General features: G+C 60.1%; 20 protein-coding genes and 4 pseudogenes. 13 read left to right on the top strand and 11 right to left on the bottom strand.

The window, feature by feature from the left end; all coding sequences use genetic code 11:
* The 4 genes from BT264_RS33745 to BT264_RS33755 all read right to left on the bottom strand — a co-directional run.
* On the bottom strand, positions 1-288 hold a 288-nt coding region (locus tag BT264_RS33745; protein WP_143156745.1), incomplete at its 3' end, for a transposase.
* Between the two features lie 243 nt (positions 289-531).
* Complete coding sequence (locus BT264_RS40600; protein WP_258365362.1) at positions 532-615, bottom strand: helix-turn-helix domain-containing protein; 84 nt, start codon at positions 613-615, stop codon at positions 532-534.
* Between the two features lie 301 nt (positions 616-916).
* Positions 917-1,780 (bottom strand): class I SAM-dependent methyltransferase, encoded by an 864-nt coding sequence (locus BT264_RS33750; protein ID WP_072444732.1) that lies wholly within the window; start codon positions 1,778-1,780, stop codon positions 917-919.
* 96 nt (positions 1,781-1,876) lie between these two features.
* On the bottom strand, positions 1,877-2,770 hold the full coding sequence (locus BT264_RS33755) for an NAD(P)/FAD-dependent oxidoreductase (protein WP_072444734.1): 894 nt from the start codon (positions 2,768-2,770) through the stop codon (positions 1,877-1,879).
* A gap of 66 nt (positions 2,771-2,836) precedes the next feature.
* On the opposite strand from BT264_RS33755, the gene BT264_RS33760 reads away from it, so the two are divergent.
* From BT264_RS33760 to BT264_RS38755, 3 genes and pseudogenes are all read left to right on the top strand, one after another.
* Positions 2,837-3,025, top strand: coding sequence for a hypothetical protein (locus BT264_RS33760; protein ID WP_110281450.1), 189 nt, complete (start codon positions 2,837-2,839; stop codon positions 3,023-3,025).
* A gap of 24 nt (positions 3,026-3,049) precedes the next feature.
* Complete coding sequence (locus tag BT264_RS33765; RefSeq protein WP_072444738.1) at positions 3,050-3,682, top strand: TetR/AcrR family transcriptional regulator; 633 nt, start codon at positions 3,050-3,052, stop codon at positions 3,680-3,682.
* Positions 3,673-3,779, top strand: a pseudogene (locus BT264_RS38755) (IS5/IS1182 family transposase); the annotation flags it as partial. The gene BT264_RS33765 and the pseudogene BT264_RS38755, both read left to right, overlap by 10 nt.
* A gap of 203 nt (positions 3,780-3,982) precedes the next feature.
* Here the strand turns inward: BT264_RS38755 and BT264_RS33770 are convergent.
* Complete coding sequence (locus BT264_RS33770; protein WP_083534306.1) at positions 3,983-5,014, bottom strand: AraC family transcriptional regulator; 1,032 nt, start codon at positions 5,012-5,014, stop codon at positions 3,983-3,985.
* Positions 5,015-5,193: 179 nt separating this feature from the next.
* Here BT264_RS33770 and fabF point away from each other — a divergent pair, with 179 nt between their 5' ends.
* A complete protein-coding gene (gene fabF / locus BT264_RS33775) occupies positions 5,194-6,462 on the top strand; it encodes a beta-ketoacyl-ACP synthase II (protein WP_072444740.1) in 1,269 nt (422 codons plus the stop codon).
* A 90-nt stretch (positions 6,463-6,552) separates the two neighbouring features.
* On the opposite strand, the pseudogene BT264_RS33780 reads toward fabF, so the two are convergent.
* The 5 genes and pseudogenes from BT264_RS33780 to BT264_RS33795 all read right to left on the bottom strand — a co-directional run.
* Positions 6,553-6,939: pseudogene (locus BT264_RS33780) on the bottom strand (integrase core domain-containing protein); the annotation flags it as partial.
* 107 nt (positions 6,940-7,046) lie between these two features.
* The gene (locus tag BT264_RS38760) at positions 7,047-7,547 is read right to left on the bottom strand and encodes a hypothetical protein (RefSeq protein WP_143155801.1); all 501 of its coding nucleotides are present in this window, start codon (positions 7,545-7,547) and stop codon (positions 7,047-7,049) included.
* Positions 7,548-7,556: 9 nt separating this feature from the next.
* Positions 7,557-8,066, bottom strand: coding sequence for a DUF6817 domain-containing protein (locus BT264_RS33785; RefSeq protein ID WP_072444744.1), 510 nt, complete (start codon positions 8,064-8,066; stop codon positions 7,557-7,559).
* Entirely contained in the window at positions 8,063-8,242 is a 180-nt protein-coding gene (locus tag BT264_RS33790) for a hypothetical protein (RefSeq protein ID WP_143155802.1), read from the bottom strand. The genes BT264_RS33785 and BT264_RS33790 overlap by 4 nt, the downstream gene beginning before the upstream one ends.
* Before the next feature lie 458 nt (positions 8,243-8,700).
* Complete coding sequence (locus BT264_RS33795) at positions 8,701-9,108, bottom strand: hypothetical protein (protein ID WP_072444747.1); 408 nt, start codon at positions 9,106-9,108, stop codon at positions 8,701-8,703.
* A 994-nt stretch (positions 9,109-10,102) separates the two neighbouring features.
* On the opposite strand from BT264_RS33795, the gene BT264_RS33800 reads away from it, so the two are divergent.
* From BT264_RS33800 to BT264_RS40240, 9 genes and pseudogenes are all read left to right on the top strand, one after another.
* Complete coding sequence (locus BT264_RS33800; RefSeq protein WP_072444749.1) at positions 10,103-11,317, top strand: alpha/beta hydrolase family protein; 1,215 nt, start codon at positions 10,103-10,105, stop codon at positions 11,315-11,317.
* 27 nt (positions 11,318-11,344) lie between these two features.
* A pseudogene (locus BT264_RS40235) lies at positions 11,345-11,539 on the top strand (autotransporter outer membrane beta-barrel domain-containing protein); the annotation flags it as partial.
* A gap of 851 nt (positions 11,540-12,390) precedes the next feature.
* Positions 12,391-12,498, top strand: a pseudogene (locus tag BT264_RS40605) (IS110 family transposase); the annotation flags it as partial.
* 815 nt (positions 12,499-13,313) lie between these two features.
* The gene (locus BT264_RS33815; protein ID WP_083534318.1) at positions 13,314-14,018 is read left to right on the top strand and encodes a DUF2968 domain-containing protein; all 705 of its coding nucleotides are present in this window, start codon (positions 13,314-13,316) and stop codon (positions 14,016-14,018) included.
* A 147-nt stretch (positions 14,019-14,165) separates the two neighbouring features.
* Positions 14,166-14,498 (top strand): H-NS histone family protein, encoded by a 333-nt coding sequence (locus tag BT264_RS33820; RefSeq protein ID WP_072444757.1) that lies wholly within the window; start codon positions 14,166-14,168, stop codon positions 14,496-14,498.
* 148 nt (positions 14,499-14,646) lie between these two features.
* A complete protein-coding gene (locus BT264_RS33825) occupies positions 14,647-15,366 on the top strand; it encodes a response regulator transcription factor (RefSeq protein ID WP_177318439.1) in 720 nt (239 codons plus the stop codon).
* Between the two features lie 112 nt (positions 15,367-15,478).
* The gene (locus tag BT264_RS39415) at positions 15,479-15,643 is read left to right on the top strand and encodes a hypothetical protein (protein ID WP_177318438.1); all 165 of its coding nucleotides are present in this window, start codon (positions 15,479-15,481) and stop codon (positions 15,641-15,643) included.
* A gap of 363 nt (positions 15,644-16,006) precedes the next feature.
* Positions 16,007-17,209, top strand: a complete 1,203-nt coding sequence (locus BT264_RS33830; protein ID WP_072444761.1) for an OmpA family protein — start codon at positions 16,007-16,009, stop codon at positions 17,207-17,209.
* 159 nt (positions 17,210-17,368) lie between these two features.
* Positions 17,369-17,518, top strand: a complete 150-nt coding sequence (locus BT264_RS40240) for a plasmid pRiA4b ORF-3 family protein (protein WP_256260753.1) — start codon at positions 17,369-17,371, stop codon at positions 17,516-17,518.
* 98 nt (positions 17,519-17,616) lie between these two features.
* On the opposite strand, the gene BT264_RS39665 is transcribed toward BT264_RS40240, so the two are convergent.
* Positions 17,617-17,802: a hypothetical protein gene (locus BT264_RS39665; protein ID WP_072444763.1), complete on the bottom strand. Its 186-nt coding sequence runs from the start codon at positions 17,800-17,802 to the stop codon at positions 17,617-17,619.
* Positions 17,803-18,192 lie beyond the last annotated feature (390 nt).

Genomic DNA, 18,192 nt, shown 5'->3' on the forward strand with positions numbered 1-18,192 from the left:
GGCCCCCGTCTCCCGAGCGAACCAGGCAGCCGCGTGAGAGAGTATGTCGCGCTCCATCTCGAGTTGGCGGACTTTACGGCGTAGCCGCGTTAATTCCTGCCTCTCGGCCGTGGTCAGTCCGTCCTGGCGCATTCCCGAGTCGCGATCGGCCTGAGCGACCCAGTTGATGATGCTCTGCGCCGTCGGCTCGAACTCGCGCGCCAATTCCTCAGGCGTACGTCCTGCCTTCACCAGCTCTACCATCTGCGCCCGGAACTCCGCCGGGTACGGCTTCCGATGCTTGCCCATGACGGCACCTCCTCTTCAAAAAGAATAGGTGTCCGTTGAAGCGGGTCAACTTCAGACGACGGTTAGAGAACCTGTGTCGCAACCAGTCGCTGCCTAGATATCCTTCGGAAATTCGGCAAACCTTTACCGCTGCGGGTGCTGTTTGCGATCAGTTGCGCCTGGATGCGTGAGGATCAGTTGTCCAAGTGATTAAGCCAGAACAGCAGGTCGGTGCGTAGTGTGACCGATGATCTCCCGAAGAGATTATCGAAACCGAGCCGCTATGGATCGAATCGACTGGCCAGCGACAACTGCACGTGAAATCTCCTCGCGCTCGGCAAGCGTCAAGGCAAGCCCAGTTGGGCAATCTGATGAAGCGTGTCACCCTTGCGCTACTGCTCTCCTGCGCCGCTGTTTCATTTGCAACACCTCCACTGCTTACGCAGCGTCTAGTGTGTTGCATCGACCGGTTGAATTCACCGTCGATCTGCGCCGGTCGCGCGTCGCTGGGCGTTGGCCGGCCGCGTTCGGCCATCAAGAGCCACTGTTCTTTTCGCCAGCGCCGCGTTCCGGCCGTTCGGCGCTCAAGATAGACCCTCCCCGAGACACGAGGAGTTGCCGGTTCTGACACATTGGTCGACGTAACCTGTCAGCTTGCCGGATTGCGTGCCATGACGATCCACGCCGCGCCTTTGATCATCACCGACCGGTCGCCGGGGAGGCCCGCGAAGGCGGCACGAACCGCGGCCGAGGCGCGGGCGCGGATGTCGTCGGGCTGATCAGCGAGCGCACGCGACAGCGGACCGACCTCAAGCGTCATCTTCACTGCGTCGTCGATCGCAGCGTCCCGCGTTTCGCCCTCGCCGAATGGGACGGCCGCGTCGAAGGGCGAGATAGCGATATCGGTAAAGCCGGCCGTCGTCAGGATGCGTGCCACGCGCTCCCGGTCGCCGAACGAAAACGGGCCGGGCGCTTCGGGATCGGGCAGCGCACTCGGCGGGAGGATGCCCTTGAGCGCGCCCATCGGCAGGCGCATCCAATCGTTCTCATCCGCACCGCGCCAGCAGACGAAGGCGACCCGGCCGCCCGGCCGGAGCGCGCGTCGCATATGGGTGAACGCCGCTGTCGGATCGTCGAAGAACATCACGCCGAAACGCGAGAACAGGATATCGAACGCGCCCTCGGGCAGCTCTGCGCTGCTGGCGTCGGCCACCTGAAACAGGGCCGGCGTATCGTGTCGCGCAAGCGCGCGCGCTCGGTCGATCAGCGGTTCGGATATGTCCACGCCCAGCACTTGGCCCCCCGCGCCGACGCGGACTGCCAGAGCCAGAGTCGACGCGCCCGCGCCGCAGCCGATGTCTAGCACGCGCTCGCCCGTCGCGGGCGCGGCGGCTTCTATCGCGGCCTGGCCGAACACCGCCACCAGAGCGTCGAGCCGGGCCTGGTTGGCGACCCAGCGCTCTCCGCTTTGACCATTCCAGTCACCCACCTGATCCGCACGTTGCTTTGCCATGTCATCTCCTTGACTCGACGATCCACCCTTCACCGCGTCGGTCGACGCCAACCTTTTCGAAGGCGGCGACGCAACAAGAGAAGGGAATCTGTGCTCTCAAACCACCATCGACTGCTGGGCGAAGATGCCCGCCATCGCGCCCTGCGAGGATGCCTGGGTAACCGATGGCAAGAAGGGCGTGGCGAGGTCGCCAGCGGCGTAGATGCCGGGCATGCTGGTTTGGCGGCGCTCGTCAACCTTGAGAACGATGCCGGTGGGCGTATCCACCGTGGCGAGGCCCAGTGATTCATGCAGGCTTGCCGACGGCTTGTTGCGCGGATTGGCGAACAGGACGTCGACCGCCGCGTTGCGACCGGTATCGAGATTGACGGTGGTGATATGGCCTTTCTGATGGGCGACCTCGATGATCCGGCCATCGACGAGAGGTATGTTGCGGCGCGCCAGATCGGTCTGGATATCGGGCGCAATGTCATGCCCATCGGCGAAGACAGTCAACTTGTCAGTCCAATCGCGGAACAACTTGGCAGACTGGTACGACTGCGGGCTGGACCAGACGAGGCCCCAATGCTGGCCGGCGACTTCAAAGCCGTCGCAATAGGGGCAGGGCACAATGGACGTGCCCCAGCTTTCGGCAAAGCCCGGAACATCAGGCATCTGGTCGGCGACGCCATAGCTCAGGATCAAGCGGCGCGCCCTCAGGCTTTCGTGATCGTCAGTGACGACGCAGAAATCGTCGATGGCACCAGACACGCTCTCGGCCCGGGCATTGACGAGGCTGATCGTTGGATAGCGCGCCAGTTGCTGCCGCGCCTCGACCAGGATTTCCAGCGGCGGTTTGTGATCGTGGCCGAGCAGGCCATGCGAGTGGCCTGCAAAGCGGTTGCGCGGCCGGCCGGTATCGAGAACGGTGACCTTGCGGCGAGCACGGCCAAGCTGCAGGGCGGCGGCGAGGCCGGCAAAGCTGCCGCCGATGATGATGACGTCATTCATGGTGATGGGCTCCGTGTTGTGGAGGGAGGGGGGCCGAGCGTGGTGTGCAATATCGTCCGGCGATACATGCTTGAGACGGTCAGCGAGCAGGGCTTCGGCATTGGCGAGAAAGTTGCCCATGCTGTATTGACCGGCCCGACAATGCCGCTCGATATCGCCGGGCTGCCCGGGGAAACCGGATCTGGACAACCGGGTGAAACCTGCCCTTGGCTTGCATATTTGGATACCAAATGGTATCGTAATTCTAGAGTTTGAATACTGTCAAGTACTGGAATTGTCGTGACCGAAAATAGTCAGGGCCGGCGCGGCCGGCCCGCCAACGAGGCGCTTCGCCAAACGATCGTCGACGCGGCCTGTGAACTCTTTGTGGAATTGGGTTTTCAAGCGACGACCATGGATAAGGTCGCGCAGCGGGCGAAGATATCCAAGCTGAGCATCTATCGGCACTTCGAGAACAAGGAGGCGCTGTTCAGCGCGGCCATGGTGGCCCGCTGCGATCAATTTGCACCGCAGGCCCTTTCTGAAGGCGTTGACGGTTCGGCCGAAGATCAGCTGGTGGCGGTCGGAGCCTCCCTGCTTCGCACGCTGTTGAGCCCGGACGTCCGCAGTGTCGAGGCCATGGTTTTGGCCGACAAGACGAATCAAAAGGCGTTAAGCAAGCTCCATTACGAAGCCGGGCCGGCCCATGTCATCGCCCACATCGAGGCCGTGTTGCGTCAGTTGCACGCTAAAGGGATGCTCAACGTACCCGATGCTCTCCAGTCCGCCCGCTTGTTTGCCGCGCTTTTCAAAGGATCCGATCTTCTGCTTATCGCACGCTTCGATGAGGCGAGAGCAGAGGACAACAACGAAATCGAATCCTATTGCCGGTCGGCCGTCGCCATGTTCATCGCCGCGCACGGTGGCATCTGAAGGTGCGCTATCGCGGCCGATGAAGAACACGCAGCAATTGCATACGCTGTTTGCTCCGAGCAACCTATGGATGATGCGTGGACGACTGATGGGCTAGGCTCATTGCATGAGCGCAACAGCCGCCCGCGCGGGCAGGCAGAGGCCGCTTTACGCACGATAGCGGTCGCTACTGCGGCCTGAGTGGAACGACAGAGAATGGGCGGAAGCAGCCAATCGTACCGGTCCGCTCCCGGCCAGTTCCAGCCGTTCGACACGGCGTTCAACGTCGCTAAAAATATAGTCAGACTTAACTCCTTCTCGTCACTCACCCTGACGGGTGTCCTTGCGATAGTCGGAAGGACTACTGCCGGTCCAGTGCTTGAAAGCGCGGCAAAAACCTGTGGCATCGGAAAAGCCAAGATCAAACGCCAGCACTGCCACGCTCGTGTTCGAGTTCGTCAGCCGATCGACCGCGATATCCCGTCGCAGCCCGTCTTTCACCTGCTGGAAATGTGTTCCTTCTTCCGAAAATCGGCGATTGAGTGTGCGAACGGAAGTATGCAGCGCCTGCGCAAGGCCCTGAATCGTCAGCGGCTGCGCTATGTTCCGCTCAAGATACTCGCGCGTTTTGGCCACAATGGAGCCATGATGAAATGCGCTGAATGTCCAGTCCCCCGGCGCGCCTTTCAGGAACGCCCATAGCTCGTGTTTCTCGCGTTTGAACAGCTCGGCACAATCCTGGTACGAGAAATAAATGCTCGTCATCCCCGCATCAAAGTGCACCGCTCCGGGGAACAGGAATGCATAGTCTTCGACGTGCCTCGGTCTGGCGAAACTGAACTCGGCCCGGTGCAGGATGATCTCCCTGCCTAGCAGCCATGATGCGATGCCGTGCGCCAGCTTCATCATCAACTCGTGCCCAAGCGGAGTGACCTGCGTATCAGGCGTCCTTTCCACCAGTGCCAGTCGCACCAGATCGTTCTTCGTCGAAATCTGCAGCCGGTAGTCATCCAGCAGCAAATTCCAGAAACGAACAAACCGATTGAACGCGACCAGCACGGTAGGAGCATCCAGCAGGCTGAGCATCAGATACTTCAACGTGCCGCCCCGGATCGGCCTGGACCAGAGTCCCAGCATCTCGTCGTCGAGCGTCGCCGCGACCGTCTTGTACAGCACGACGTATTGCTGGCGTGTGATTCGCGCATCCGGCTGATTCAGAAGCGACTGCGGGATAGCGGCGCTTGCGAGTAGCTGGGCAGCCACGTCTTCTCCGTGACGGGTGCGAACGGTGCGCAGCATCCCGTGCAGGAAGTGAGCCGAAACGGTGAGAGAACTTTGCCGGGACAGGTTCATGATTCCCCCATTATGGCGCATTTTGCATATCGATTGGCACGATGCGCCAGTTCTTCATCCGCCACATGCCTATACTAGCAAGCAATTTCCGCGATTCTTGAAATTTGCGAGCATTGTCAGATGGCGCATTGCGCCAATCGCTAGCGGCATTTCTTCGTCAGTCAAAAGGGGAGCATCGCTTGAATACGAGACGTATCGTCGTGACTGGGATGGGTATCGTTTCGCCGTTGGGATGCGGCGTTGAATGGGTATGGAACCGTCTCCTGAAGGGGCATTCAGGCCTGGCCGGTTTGCCCGGCGACGTCACGGAAGGGATTGCATCGAAGGTCGGCGGCGTGGTGCCCATGTTGACGTCAGACTGTCCATGGGGATTCGATCCGGACCTCGCGGTAGAGCCCAAGGACCAGAAGAAGATGGACCGGTTCAGCCTGTTTGCGCTCGCCGCGGCGCAAGAGGCCCTGACTCAAGCCGGATGGCAACCTGAATCCGAAAAAGCATGCGAAAGGACGGCAACCATCGTGGCGTCTGGCGTGGGCGGGTTCGGCGCGATCGTGGACGCCGTCAGAATCACGGATAACCGCGGACCAAGGAGGCTTTCTCCTTTTACCGTTCCCAGTTTCCTTGCCAATATGGCAGCGGGCCATATCTCCATCCGTCACGGCTTTTGTGGTCCCCTGGGCGCACCGGTGACTGCCTGCGCTGCCAGCGCACAGGCCATCGGCGACGCAGCGCGCCTGATTCGGGCCGGCGAAGCCGATATTGCCGTGTGTGGTGGGGCCGAGGCCTGCATCGATCGAGTTAGTCTGGGGTCGTTCGCCGCGGCAAGAACCATGTCCACCGGCTTCAATGATCATCCCGCGCAGGCATCCCGCCCGTTCGATACCGGACGAGACGGTTTTGTCATGGGAGAAGGCGCCGGCATGCTCGTCATCGAAGATCTGGAGCACGCATTGCAGCGAGGCGCCACGCCGATCGCGGAAGTACTCGGTTATGGCACGAGCGCCGATGCACACCACATGACGTCTCCGCCCGATGACGGCGCCGGCGGGCGACGCGCGATGGAGCTGGCAATCCGGCAAGCGAATCTTGAACCCGGGATGATCGGGCACTTGAACGCACACGCGACGTCCACACCCGTAGGCGACACCAGCGAACTCGCGGCCATCAAGGCGATATTCGGAACAGGTCGAGGCCCCGCCGTATCAGCCACCAAGTCGTCGACAGGACATTTGCTTGGGGCAGCCGGCGGCGTGGAAGCCATTTTCACCGTGCTCGCACTGCGCGATCAGCTTGCGCCGCCTACGCTCAATTTGACGCAGCCGGATTCGGCGGCGGAAGGCATCGACATCGTCGGCGGATCGCCCCGCAAGATATCGACGGAATATGCGATCTCCAATGGCTTTGGTTTTGGGGGTGTCAATGCCAGCCTGGTGTTCCGTGGACTTTGATTCTGGATTTGAGTCGAACGAGGATCCCGAGCGCAGGCCCTGGCGCCATTGGCCGAGTCAACGACGGGTACCGCTGACCTGCCCCCGGTTTTAGTCCGGACTGCAGTTAGAGTCCGAGGTTAAAAACTGCTGCTTTGCATCGTGCGCCCGGGCGAACTGCACCGGCGTCAGATAGCCGAGTGAGCTATGAGGCCGCTCGGTGTTGTACTCGATACGCCATTCCTCAATCAGCCGCTTGGCGTGGCGCATTGAGACGAACCAGTGCTCGTTCAGGCATTCGTCGCGGAAGCGCCCGTTGAAGCTCTCGATATAGGCATTCTCCACCGGCTTGCCAGGCCGAATGAACGACAACGTGACACCGGCTTCGTAGGCCCATGCATCCAGCACCTTACCAGCCAACTCCGGCCCGTTGTCGACCGTGATGGATGCGGGCAAGCCTCGCATCTCCTTGAGCCGCTCAAGCACTTGCTGCACGCGTATGGCTCGGGTTACGCGGCACGGCGAGGGTCAGCAGGACGACGCTCGCGATCAGATACAGTAAGCAGTCCGGAAGTGCTTTCACCGCTACTCCAAAAAAGCAGGATTCACAACAGCGACAGCCAGCCGGGCGCGCGCGGTGCCTTCGTAGCGATCCGCAGGCGCACGGTCACCCGTGTATCGGTCGACAGCGCGGTTGGCGCGGCGAACGCGATCAGTACGAGACGTTGCCGCCCGTCAGGCGCGTCGATCGCGCGCTCGCGCGGCGCGGCCGTCAACACCTTGATTAACGTGCCGGGTACGCGGCGAACCCCACCGTCATCTGTAGGCACTTCAACGGCGATGTCGGCCCGTCCCGTCGGACTCCCCGCAGTCTCGGCAAGGTGGGCGGGCAGCGGGACGATCGCGGCTTGCCGCCCCGGAACAGGATCGATTCCGTATCGGACCAACTCGTGCGGTTCGACCACATTGCCCCATGCGGTCATGACAGGACCAAAACGCCACAGTAATACCGCGATCGACAGGATGATCGCCGTACCGGCAGTCACGAGTAGCGCGATCGTCACATGCCGCGGCGGGCGAGCGATGATGATCGGCGGAACGTCCATCGCGCGTTTTCACCGCACGAGTCCGAGCACGACCGAGCGCAGCGGATCGTCGAGCCGGGCCGCGAAACGGTGTGCCGTATCGGTGTCGAGCGCACTTCCGTCAAGCGCTGCGCGCTGTTCGTACAGGTTCGCCAGTTCGACCAGCAGTAACTGCTGTGCGGTTCGTCGCGAGACTTCGTACGTCGTCATGCCGCCTCGATCCCTGACCATGCCGGCATCGAGCGCCTCGAGGAACCCGTGCGCCCGTGCCGCGCGGCAGAACAGGAACACGAGCTGTTCGGCGGTCTGGCCGATGCGCAGGCGCAGCGCCGGGCGGTCCGACATGGCGAGCAGGCCGTGCCGGAACGACGATGTGCCGTACACGCTATGAAAAAGCCCTGCGGCGCAGACGTCTTCCTCGCAACCCCATTGCGCGAGGCAGCGCGCCGTGCCGACGAGGTGGTCGAACAGCGTGCGTCCGCTGTGCCGGATCTCGCCGGCGCCGGCCTGCAGCAGCAGCGATTTCCAGACCTCTTTCATGACCCGGCCTCGTCCACTTTCTGCGACTTGATGACGATCGTGACGCGAAGGTCGATGCAGTCGCGCGTCGGCCCTTTCGCACAATGCGGGATCGCACCCGAAAACGTGATGGCGGTGCCCGGCTCCGGATAGACGGCGTCGACAATCGCACCGAGATCGCCTTTCGAAAAAAGCACGGTTTCGCCCCCCAGTTTCGATGCCAAATGGGATGTGCGTAGTAAACGGTCGAAAAGTAGTTTTCGGCATCGTCACTGTCGGTATGCACGTAGCCCTCGACGCCGTAGGTATGCGCATTCGCATAAACGCGAAGCGGTTCGTGCCCTTGCAGCGGTCCGGCTTTCAAAGCCTGCCATAATTCAAATATTGGGACGGCGGAAGCGTTGTCCGCGAGTTCCTTTTCACAGCTGATACGGCTGGACGACCCGCCGCCCGCAAAATGCGCACACCAGAACGCATATCGATCGTTGGCCCGGCTCGAACGTTTTCCATATTGCCAAATCGGGCCCTGGGTAAATCGGATGATGCGTTCCTGAAGACGTGCAGGGACAAGGTTGCGCGGCTGCCGCACAATTGGGCTGTCTGTCATATAAGAAAATATCGTGTCGCGAAAACAGGCCGGGCACCGGCTCGCATACTAGAAATTGCCGACCAGGGATTGCCGGTAACTTTTGTAGCTCGATTTTTGCTGACGATACTGTGTTTTGAAGCTCGCGGCCTGCTGCGTGTCACCGGCAATCGTGGCGGCCTCCGTCTGGGCCAGCAACAGCCGCAGATTGGCCTCGCGAGCCGCGAGCAGCGGTTGAGCGGCGGCGTGCAACTGATTGAGATCGGCGTCGTATTTCAGTCGCGCGTCCACATACGTTTTTTCGGACGAAGCGTTCTGCGTATCGGTAATCTGTTTTGCAACCGTTCTCAGATTGGCCGCGTCCGCCACGATCCGGGCCCGCAGCGTGACGATATTGGCCGGGAGAGTCTGGTCCTGTGCGGTGGCCGTCAGCGGGGCTATAAGAAGCAATGCTGAATAAATTTCGACAGTTCGCATCTGTATCTCCTGTTTGACCGAATTGCATGAAAGTGGAATTCGTCGGGCGACTTTTTGTTTCTATTGCGTAAGTCTGGAGTAAGCATGGTGTATTGACCATGCAAAATCAGAAGCCGAAGCAGAGTCAGGAAAGAGCGTGCGCGATTCGAATAGAAAATTGATCCGGCGCACCGGTGGAGAAATATCATGGTTGCATCGCATGTCGACAAATTTCGTATTACGTAATTGTCGTAATTATTGCGGTTGGTTTAATGGATGCCGTAATTTTTGTTTTAAATTGGAAGGAATATATTCTGGGTTCTGTAATATGTCGGGGCCGCATGCTCGACGACAATGGCATATCCGTCAAGGAGAACGAGAACCATGTCTGCAGGATTGACTCGTGTCGGACCCGAGGACTTTTTCGCGGCACCGCGTGCCTGTAGCTTTGCGGTGTCGCCAGATGGGGCATGGCTCGCATGGCTTGCCGGTGCGGGCGAGCAGCCGGCACTCTATGCGGGCCGGCGCGCGGACGTCGAGCTGGGCAAGTTCGATGCGGCCGGATTGCTCGTCGATGCATCGACCTGCGCGTGCTTCTCGTTCGAATGGAAGGACGATGCGCACCTCCTCGTTACCGGTGACTCGGATGGCGACGAGTGCTATCACGTCTACTGCATCACCGTGACTCACGGCGTCGCGCAGGTCGTGCGCGACCTGACGCCGTTCGCAGGCGTGCAAGCACGCGTGCTGAACGTGCTGCGCGGTGACGCGTCGGCGGTGTTGATTACGGACAACCGGCGCGAACCGACGATGTTCGACGTATACCGCGTCGATATCGCCACGGGCGACGCGACGATGGTGGCCGAGAACCCGGGTGACGTGGTGCAGTGGGGCGCGGACGGCGACGGTCGCGTGCGGATCGCGCTGGCCGCGGATACACTGACGCGGCTGCGCTATCGCGGCCAGAATGACGAGCCGTTTCGCGAGATCGCGTCGGGGGGGGGCCGGCGAAACGTTGCAGCCGCTCGTCTTGTCGTCGGAATCCGACGCACTCTGGGTGCTGTCGAACCGGGGGCGCGACACGCTCGCGCTCTACGAGTTCGATGTCGTGCGCGGATGCGAAGGGCGGTGTCTGTACGCAAGGGACGATGTCGACGTGGCGGGCGTGTTGTGGTCGCGCGCCCGCGACGCGCTCGTCGGCGTGAGCTATACCACCTGGCGGCTCTTCTATCACTTCGTCGACGAAGGCCGCCGAGAAATATTCGAGGTTCTCGAGCGGGCGCTGCCGAACGAACAGATCGTGTTCAAGAGCGCGTCGGACGACGAACGCTATTTCATCGTCGGTGCCGCCAGCGATGCGCGAGTCGAACATCATTATCTGTTCTGCGCCGATGACGGCCGGCTGATCCCGCTCGGCAGCGCGCTGCCCCATCTGCAAGCGGCCGACATGGCGCATACGCGGGCGTTTCAATGCCGTTCCCCGGACGGCCTCGCGATTCACTGCTATTGGACGGCCCACACGTCGGGGGCGCCGCTGCCGCTGATCGTGTTTCCGCATGGCGGACCGTGGACGCGCGACACGTGGGGATTCAACCGTATCGTCCAATGGCTCGCGAGCCTCGGGTATGCGGTGCTGCAAGTGAACTACCGTGGGTCGACGGGTTACGGCAAGCAATTCTGGCAAGCGGGATTCGGGCAGTGGGGTGACGGCATCCAGCGCGACATCGACGCCGCCGTCGACCACGTATGCGATGAGGGGTGGGCGGACCCGAAGCGCATCGGCATTTTCGGCATCAGCTTCGGTGGCTACTGTGCGTTGATGCAGGCGAGCCGCCGTCCCGAACGGTATCGTGCGGCCGTGAATCACTGCGGGACCACCGATCTCGTCTCGTTCGTTGAGTCGTTTCCAGTCAGTTGGGCGCCGATGCGCGAATTGCTGCATCAGTGGATCGGCGATCCCGGCGACGCTGCGGGCCGCGCGCGACTCGTCGATGCGTCTCCGATTGCGCATGCCAGTGCCATTCGTGCGCCCGTGTTCATGGCCCACGGCGCGAACGACCCAAGGCTCTCGCTGGCGGAGACGAACCGGATGGTCGACGCGCTCGAGCGCCACGGCGTCACTGTCGAGCTGATGATTTGCGACGACGAAGGACACGGGTTCGTGCAGCCGCGCAATATGATCGCGTTCTGCCGGCGCGTCGAGCGGTTCTTGGCGGCGCATATGGGGTGATGAGCCGACGGCGTGTCGATTCCGCGGTTCGCGCGGCTGGCGTTCGTGCATCTGAACAACCACAGGATGACGGAAAGCGGAGGAGCGGCAGCGCTGCAGGTCGAGGGCGGCAACAACGATGCGATGTTCTTGACGCTGGGGTTGCGAGGGACGACGCAGCTGGATCTGGGGGCAAGGATGCGGCTGACGCTGCGCGGTTCGGCGGGCTGGCAACATGCGCTCGCCGTGGTCGACGGGCTGAAGGGCTTCCCCGAAGCGATCAGCCGTGGACGTGGAGCACGCGGGCGAGGGTCAGGCCGCCCAAACCTGCACCAACGATAGTAACGGAAGTGGTCATAACGGCGCCTCGGAGCGATTCGGACATTATTCCATATCGCGTCGATTGGAATCATGTTCCATGGTGCGTCATAGTAGATACGTGCTAAACGAACCCTCCGGACTGCGCGGCATGTCGATGCACTTTCCAAAGCGCGGATTGTTAAGGCGGCGATAGAGATCTCGATCGATGCGCGCGGGCGCGCTGCGTTCGGCATAGCTGACCCTGTCCATCAATCTAAACCAGACTATCGTGCGCCAGCAAAATCAGCATCGGGAATGCTCGACATCACGAGGCGAACGCCTGGCGTGTCGCGGCAATGGCGTGCTGCGCGGCATTTGTATCGGCTTGGACGAACTGTCCGATCACGTCGTCTATGTTGCAGGGGCCGACGTTTGGGGAAGCGGTTTCGTGTAATGCAATGTCTGTATGTTTCAGGCACTTTTTTGTTGCATTCCGCTGTGAAGACTCTCTATACTGGAGCCGTCTTCGCAGTATTTTGCGATGCCGATCATGATCCGCAGCATAGCGGAACAGGGAATCCACCTCGAAATCGCCATGTGTCATCACGCGACACGGTTCGGCGCTTCTCCCGTTTGAAAAAGAAAATGTGACCGTGTCCGTGCGGTCGTGGTCTCCGTTCGCGATACGCACGGGTCGTGCGAGTCGCTGCTGTCCGTCCATTCGATTCCGAAACGCCGTATGCCGGGAATTTTCATATTTACTTCGTATTCCTGTTGAAATGGCTGGAAACTGGCTCGCTCGCAAAGCGATTGGTCAGGGACATGAGGTTCGCAACGTTCCCGCGCAGTTCGTCAGACCGTTTGTTAAGTCAAACAAGACCGACATCGTCGGCGCAGAGGCTAGCCGACATGAGCGACTCGACGACGCCTTCCGTTGTGGCCGATGCCTCGGGCATCCCTCATCTTGCAGTGACAGTCGCGAGCGAGTGGCAGCGCGATAGGTTACTGAGCACGCTCAAAACCAGGTTCGGCGATGGACGCTTGTTGCTGATTTCACGGTCGTACGCGGCGCTCGTACCGATTGGTTTGACCATGTCGATACGTTACTCGTGTGCGGTGCCGAGTTAGTGCTGCGTGGTTTATTAATCGAGTTGGCAGGGGCTGCGGCAAGCGGCGGATGGCCTACTCGTTTGCGACAAGCTTTTGGGAGGCAGTGACTGATCACGACGTTCGATAGTGACGAGTGCGTGGATGTAGCAACTGAGCATTTCGCCGCGCGATGGTCGCGGCAATCGATGATAGTCATCCGTGTGGGCCGAACGACCTAGGCACGCGCTGAGTGCACAGATATCGATTTCGGGCGCTCTAAGGGCCATGTTCCGGCATCGGCGATTGAGAATCTCGATGAATCTGCACCGCTATTAAAGGCTTGCGCCGATGCCGGACACCCGGCCAACTTCGAGATAGCGAGATGCATGGACTGCCTGGGTGACAGAAACGTGTTCATGAGGCTCGCGCGTAAGCGTGCAGAAGCATTCTTGGCTTGTGGCAGGCGGGACACCTGACCGCGGGGATACGGGGTGGAAAAAACCATATCGAACGATTTAACAACCATTGGGAGATTTGAGAACCGTCGAATTGAATTTTCAGCTTAACCGTAAAAACTGTTAAGCCGCAGGCGATTTCTTGCGGACATCCTGTACTGAAGAGATTGATCATGAAGTTGCATATTAGGCGACCTCCTACCGCGGGCGCGGAGACTGGCGCAGTCGATGCGGCGTATGGGGAGATCGAAGTGTCGGAGTCGGCGGACGCTTTCGCGAGTGCTGTGCATACTGCCCAGCCGCTTAGACCAGTGGGTGCTGTATTACCCCAAGGCAGCTCTCGGGTGGTTCAGACTGCGGAAATCGCAGAAGTTGACGCAATGATGACCCGCGATGCCCTGACCACCCTGCGAACGCTGCAGACGTTTTCTTACGTCGTGGCGCTACTGTTGCACCGTACGGAGCTGTCGTACTACATCACGCTTAGCCAGGACGGACGGCTCTGGCGCGCGTTGAATGCGGCGGAATTTGAATCAGCGGAGGTGGCCTTTCGACATTTCGAGGAGCAGGCGGTACGTCTCGCAGACATTGAGTTGCGACGCACGCAGTTGGAAGCACAGAACGAGCACCTGGTCGCGATGATCGAGGAGTCGCAAGTGCAGGCGGAGCGGCTTCGCGCCGATCTCGACAATCATCTCGAGCAGGCACAGATTGCGAATAACCGCCAACAGCAAGTTAGGAAGGAAGTGGCTCAACTCGAAGCACAGCGACTCGCGTCACAGGCGCAGCTAAACAAGGCAGTTCGCCTCATTCAACAGCTCCGTACAACTAGCAATGAACGCATTCCTAATTTGACCGTTCGCCGAATAGATATCTGAACATTGCGGAGACGTATTGAACAACCGGATCGGCAACCGGGCGATCCCTAGTCTCACAAATGATGTGCGTGGTCGGCTTGGTGTCGGTTGCCATTCTACCCGTCGTTCGGCAATTGTACTCAGATGTAACGGGCTAACGGAGGACAGATGTCGAGTGAGTCATTACAGACGCTCGAAGCGCAACTATCTGCGCTCGAGGCAAGGATTGCGGTGCGACGCGCGGCAATCCGGAACGATGTTGTCGAGCAGATCGTCAAGCTCATGCGGGAATATGAAATCACCGCGCGAGAGGTCGAAATACTGTTGAGCGTTGGGCAACGCAGGCGTATTCCACCACGATATTGGGATCCCGATACGGGCGCGACGTGGTCAGGTCGCGGGAAGCGACCGCGTTGGATGCAAGGACGCGATCCGGAGGATTTTCGGCTCGAACCCGATAGCGATTCAGCCGGAGGGGATGCCGAAAAGAAAGAGGTATGAGCGCGGTGGATCGCGCGCGTAGCCAGTGGCGACGCGGTGGCGATGTCGATCCGACGAGATGAGGCACCGTCATCGTATCAATGACAATGAAAAGGGGGTATCAATGCCGTCTTGTTCGATCAGTCGTGCGGTGGTTCGGTGTGCGGTAATGGATGGAAATTCGGTTCGTCGGTATGAATTGGCCGATGCACTAGCAAAGTTTGGTTATATGACCGCAAAGCTAGATACGCGAGATGCGCTAGTGGAATATATGCGCGAAACCGCCGTTGATCTTGTTTTGGTGATGGAGCCGACGCTTGACGAGTCGATCGCTCCGTGGGTCGAGCAACTCCGAAACGATCCTGCTTTTGCCGGAACGCCGTTGACCATCGTCGGAAGAGGGATTGAGAGTGAGATGGTCGCAGCCCTGATGGCTGGAGCAGATGTGTATCTTAACTGGCCCGTCTCGTACGAGCTGATCATTGCCCGACTCGGCGCTCTGTTACGTCGGGTCCGCAGACCTCATCTCAATTCAAGAAACCCGTCGCATGGTTCTTACATTTTTTTTTCCGGTAGTGACCGAGTCTGTCTCGGCCGGGAGCCGGTTCTGTTGACGAGAATGGAACATCGCGCCGCTCATTTGCTGTTTTCCCAATACTTGTGTGTCGTCACATTTGAAGATCTGTGGCGCGCGATGTGGGAGGGTGTCTCGATGCAAAAGCCTCAACGGCACAACGTATGCGTTCATATCTCACGCTTGCGCAGCAAGCTCAAGTTGAATGGCGAGTACGGTTACCGTCTCATATCGGTGCGTGGCGAAGGATACAAGCTGGTATCTGCGGGCCAACGAAAAAGTGATAGCGCGTTGTCTCGGTCGGTCAATTACTGATTGCGCGCCGCGCGCATCGACAAACGAGAAGTGAACTGCTCCAGGAATCCTGGACACAAATGAGTGTTAGTGTTTCGGAGGTAATTTTCCCAATAGGAACGGGAGGTTGGCGATGAAGCGCAAGCAATACTCGGTGGAACAGATCGCGGCCGCGCTCAAGCAGGCTGGGCTGGGCATGCCGGTGGCGGATCTAGTATTGCTACGATGGAAAAAGGATGTCGGACGAGATTCCGTACTGTTCGCGCGTCATGCAATGTCTGTAGGGCCCGGAAGCTGATTTTTTGTTGCATTCCGCTACACGGGCTCTCTATACTGGAGCCGTCTTCGCGGTATGTTGCGACGACGATCATGATCCGCAGCATAGCGGAGCAGGGAATCCACTTCGAAATCGTCGTGTGCCGTCTCGCGGCACGATTCGGCGTTCCTCCCATTTGAAGCAATAATCGCGACCCGCCTTCGCCGGTCGCGGTTTTCGTTCGCCTTGCGCGCGGTTCGCGCGCGCGGCCGTCGTTTGCGCGTCGATTCAGAAACGTGGTGCCCCGCGAAGTTGCGTATTTATTTCGCATTCCGTGATAAATGGCGATATCGAAAAAAGGGAATCAAAAGAGGGAAGCTTTTAAACCGCAAGGAGAATCCGTTTATGACGTATCCAGACATTCTTCGGACGTTGCACAGCCTGATTGCAGCGCCGCTCATCGAGCAGACGCCGTCCTTTCTCGGCGAAGCGAAAAGCGACGTGAGAGAGGCCGTCAACGCGCTGCTGCCGAATCTGCTCGCCGCAATCGTTCACCGGGGGCTGTCGAGCCCGTCGGAAGCCACTGCATTGATGGCTGTGTTCGACTCGCCTCGCCTCGATCCGGCACTGCCGCAAGCGAATCTGGACAATTTCTTTTCCGGCGGTACGGTAACTGAATCGCACATGACGACAGGAACCGCGCTACTCGCCGAACTTTTCGGGGATCGCATCCACGACATGGAGCGTGCCACGGCAAGCCTGGCGAACCTCAAGCTCGGAAGCGGCAGGGCACTGCTTGCGATGGTCGCACCGTTCGCTTTCGCCGTTCTCCGACATGCGTGGATGACCAGTGAAGAGGGGGCCGACCGCGGGTCTCTTGTCCGCCTTCTGCACGCTCAGCGGCACGCCGTTCATCCGGCCCTGCAGGAGCGCTTTTTGTCGGCGCTCGGCATGCCGTCCGCGGCGACCTGGCTCGAATCGACCGCCGATCCCGACGCGGCTCTGACACGACCGCTCAGTGCGACCGCACAAACGCGCCTGGACGAAAGCAAGCGACGGCGTCGTGCGTTATGGTTGATCCTGCTGCTCTTGCTCGCCGTACTGCTCCTGCTTGCCTATTGCTCGCATCACACGCCTGACACAACCGAGAAGGCGGCGGCATCGGCCGTTCCCGCATCGTCGTCACAACCGGCATCGTCCGCAACTGCGACATCGACCGCTCCCGAACTCGACAAGGCCTCCGAATCCGCGGCGAGTTCGCCTGAAAGCATGAAGCCACAGGCCGGCACGGCGCCGCCTTTGCTCGACGTTCGCTTCGGTTATGCCAGTGCCGCGCTGCCCGACGATTTCAAGCAGGCCGCTTCGGAATGGGTGGCTTACGCGAAGGATCACCCGGATGCCCTGTTCGAGGTGACGGGGTTCGCCGATGACACGGGCGGGCGAGCCTTGAACGAGCGCCTCGCGGACCGTCGCGCGGAAGCGGTCACGGCGGCGCTGGTGGCGGCCGGGGGCGATACGTCGCGGCTCTCGAAAGCTGCGTCCCGGATCGTGAGCCAGGCCACCGATGCCGCGGCGGCCCGGCACGCCGAGGTCCGACCGAAACCGTGACATGTATGCCGGCCTTCCCGGTTCGATCAGACCGGGCAAGCTGCATGTCGTGCTGCGACCGGCCATGGGCTGGGAAGGCGGGCAACTGTACGAGTTCGTTTCGGCGAAACCCACTATGGCGAGCCAGATAACTTCTGTCCACCGGAAGACGTCGGTGGAGTGCCAGGATATGCCGACTTCCTCGAAGCGATCACCGATCCGACGCACGAGGAGCAGGACCAGTTCCTCGAGTGGTGTGGCCGTAGCTTCGATCTTGCCGCCTTCGATCTCGTGCTCGCGAATCAGCGGCTCTCAGAGGTCAAGTTCTGATCGTCACGACGGCCTCGGATGGACGCTTGTCATGAAGATATAAAAAATTCAAAGCCGTCGAAAGCGTCAAGGTCTGGTGCAAGGTTCGCAATCCACCTTCAATCGGATTTTCTCAAATGACGCTGTAGCGTTCGCTTATGGACATTGAAGGCCTGGGCGACTACGGCGAACGGGCCGAAGTAATGAACGATGAAACTGTAGGGGCCGCACACGAACCATGGCGTGCCGAGCAGGCAGTGGCCGTCAATCAGCGTTTCGTAGTGCAGCAGGTCGTGTTCGCGCATTGCGTCGAGGAAAACGAATGGCGGCTGCTCGGGAAAAGGACCAGGTCGAGCGCGAATAACTTCCGTGGGCGGGACCGACCCGGACGGGGCATTGATTGAAGCACCGCCTCTGTTCGTGCGTAATGAGGTGTCCGAATGTGCTGCTGCCCCGTCGCTTTTTGTTGCATTCCATTGGAAAGACACTCTATACTTGAATCACGCATCACAGCGTCTCGTGTGTGCCCATTATGATCCGCAGCATAGCGGAGCAGGGAATCCACCTCGATATCGTCATGTGCCGTCTCGCGGCACGATTCGACGACTCATCCCGTTAAAGCCCTTGATGTGACCGATCTCCGTCGGTCGCGTTTCGCTCGTCCATACGCAAATTCGTGCGTGTGGTGGCCGGCT

The organism is Burkholderia sp. NFPP32, from assembly GCF_900119325.1.
Lineage (GTDB): Bacteria > Pseudomonadota > Gammaproteobacteria > Burkholderiales > Burkholderiaceae > Burkholderia > Burkholderia pyrrocinia_C.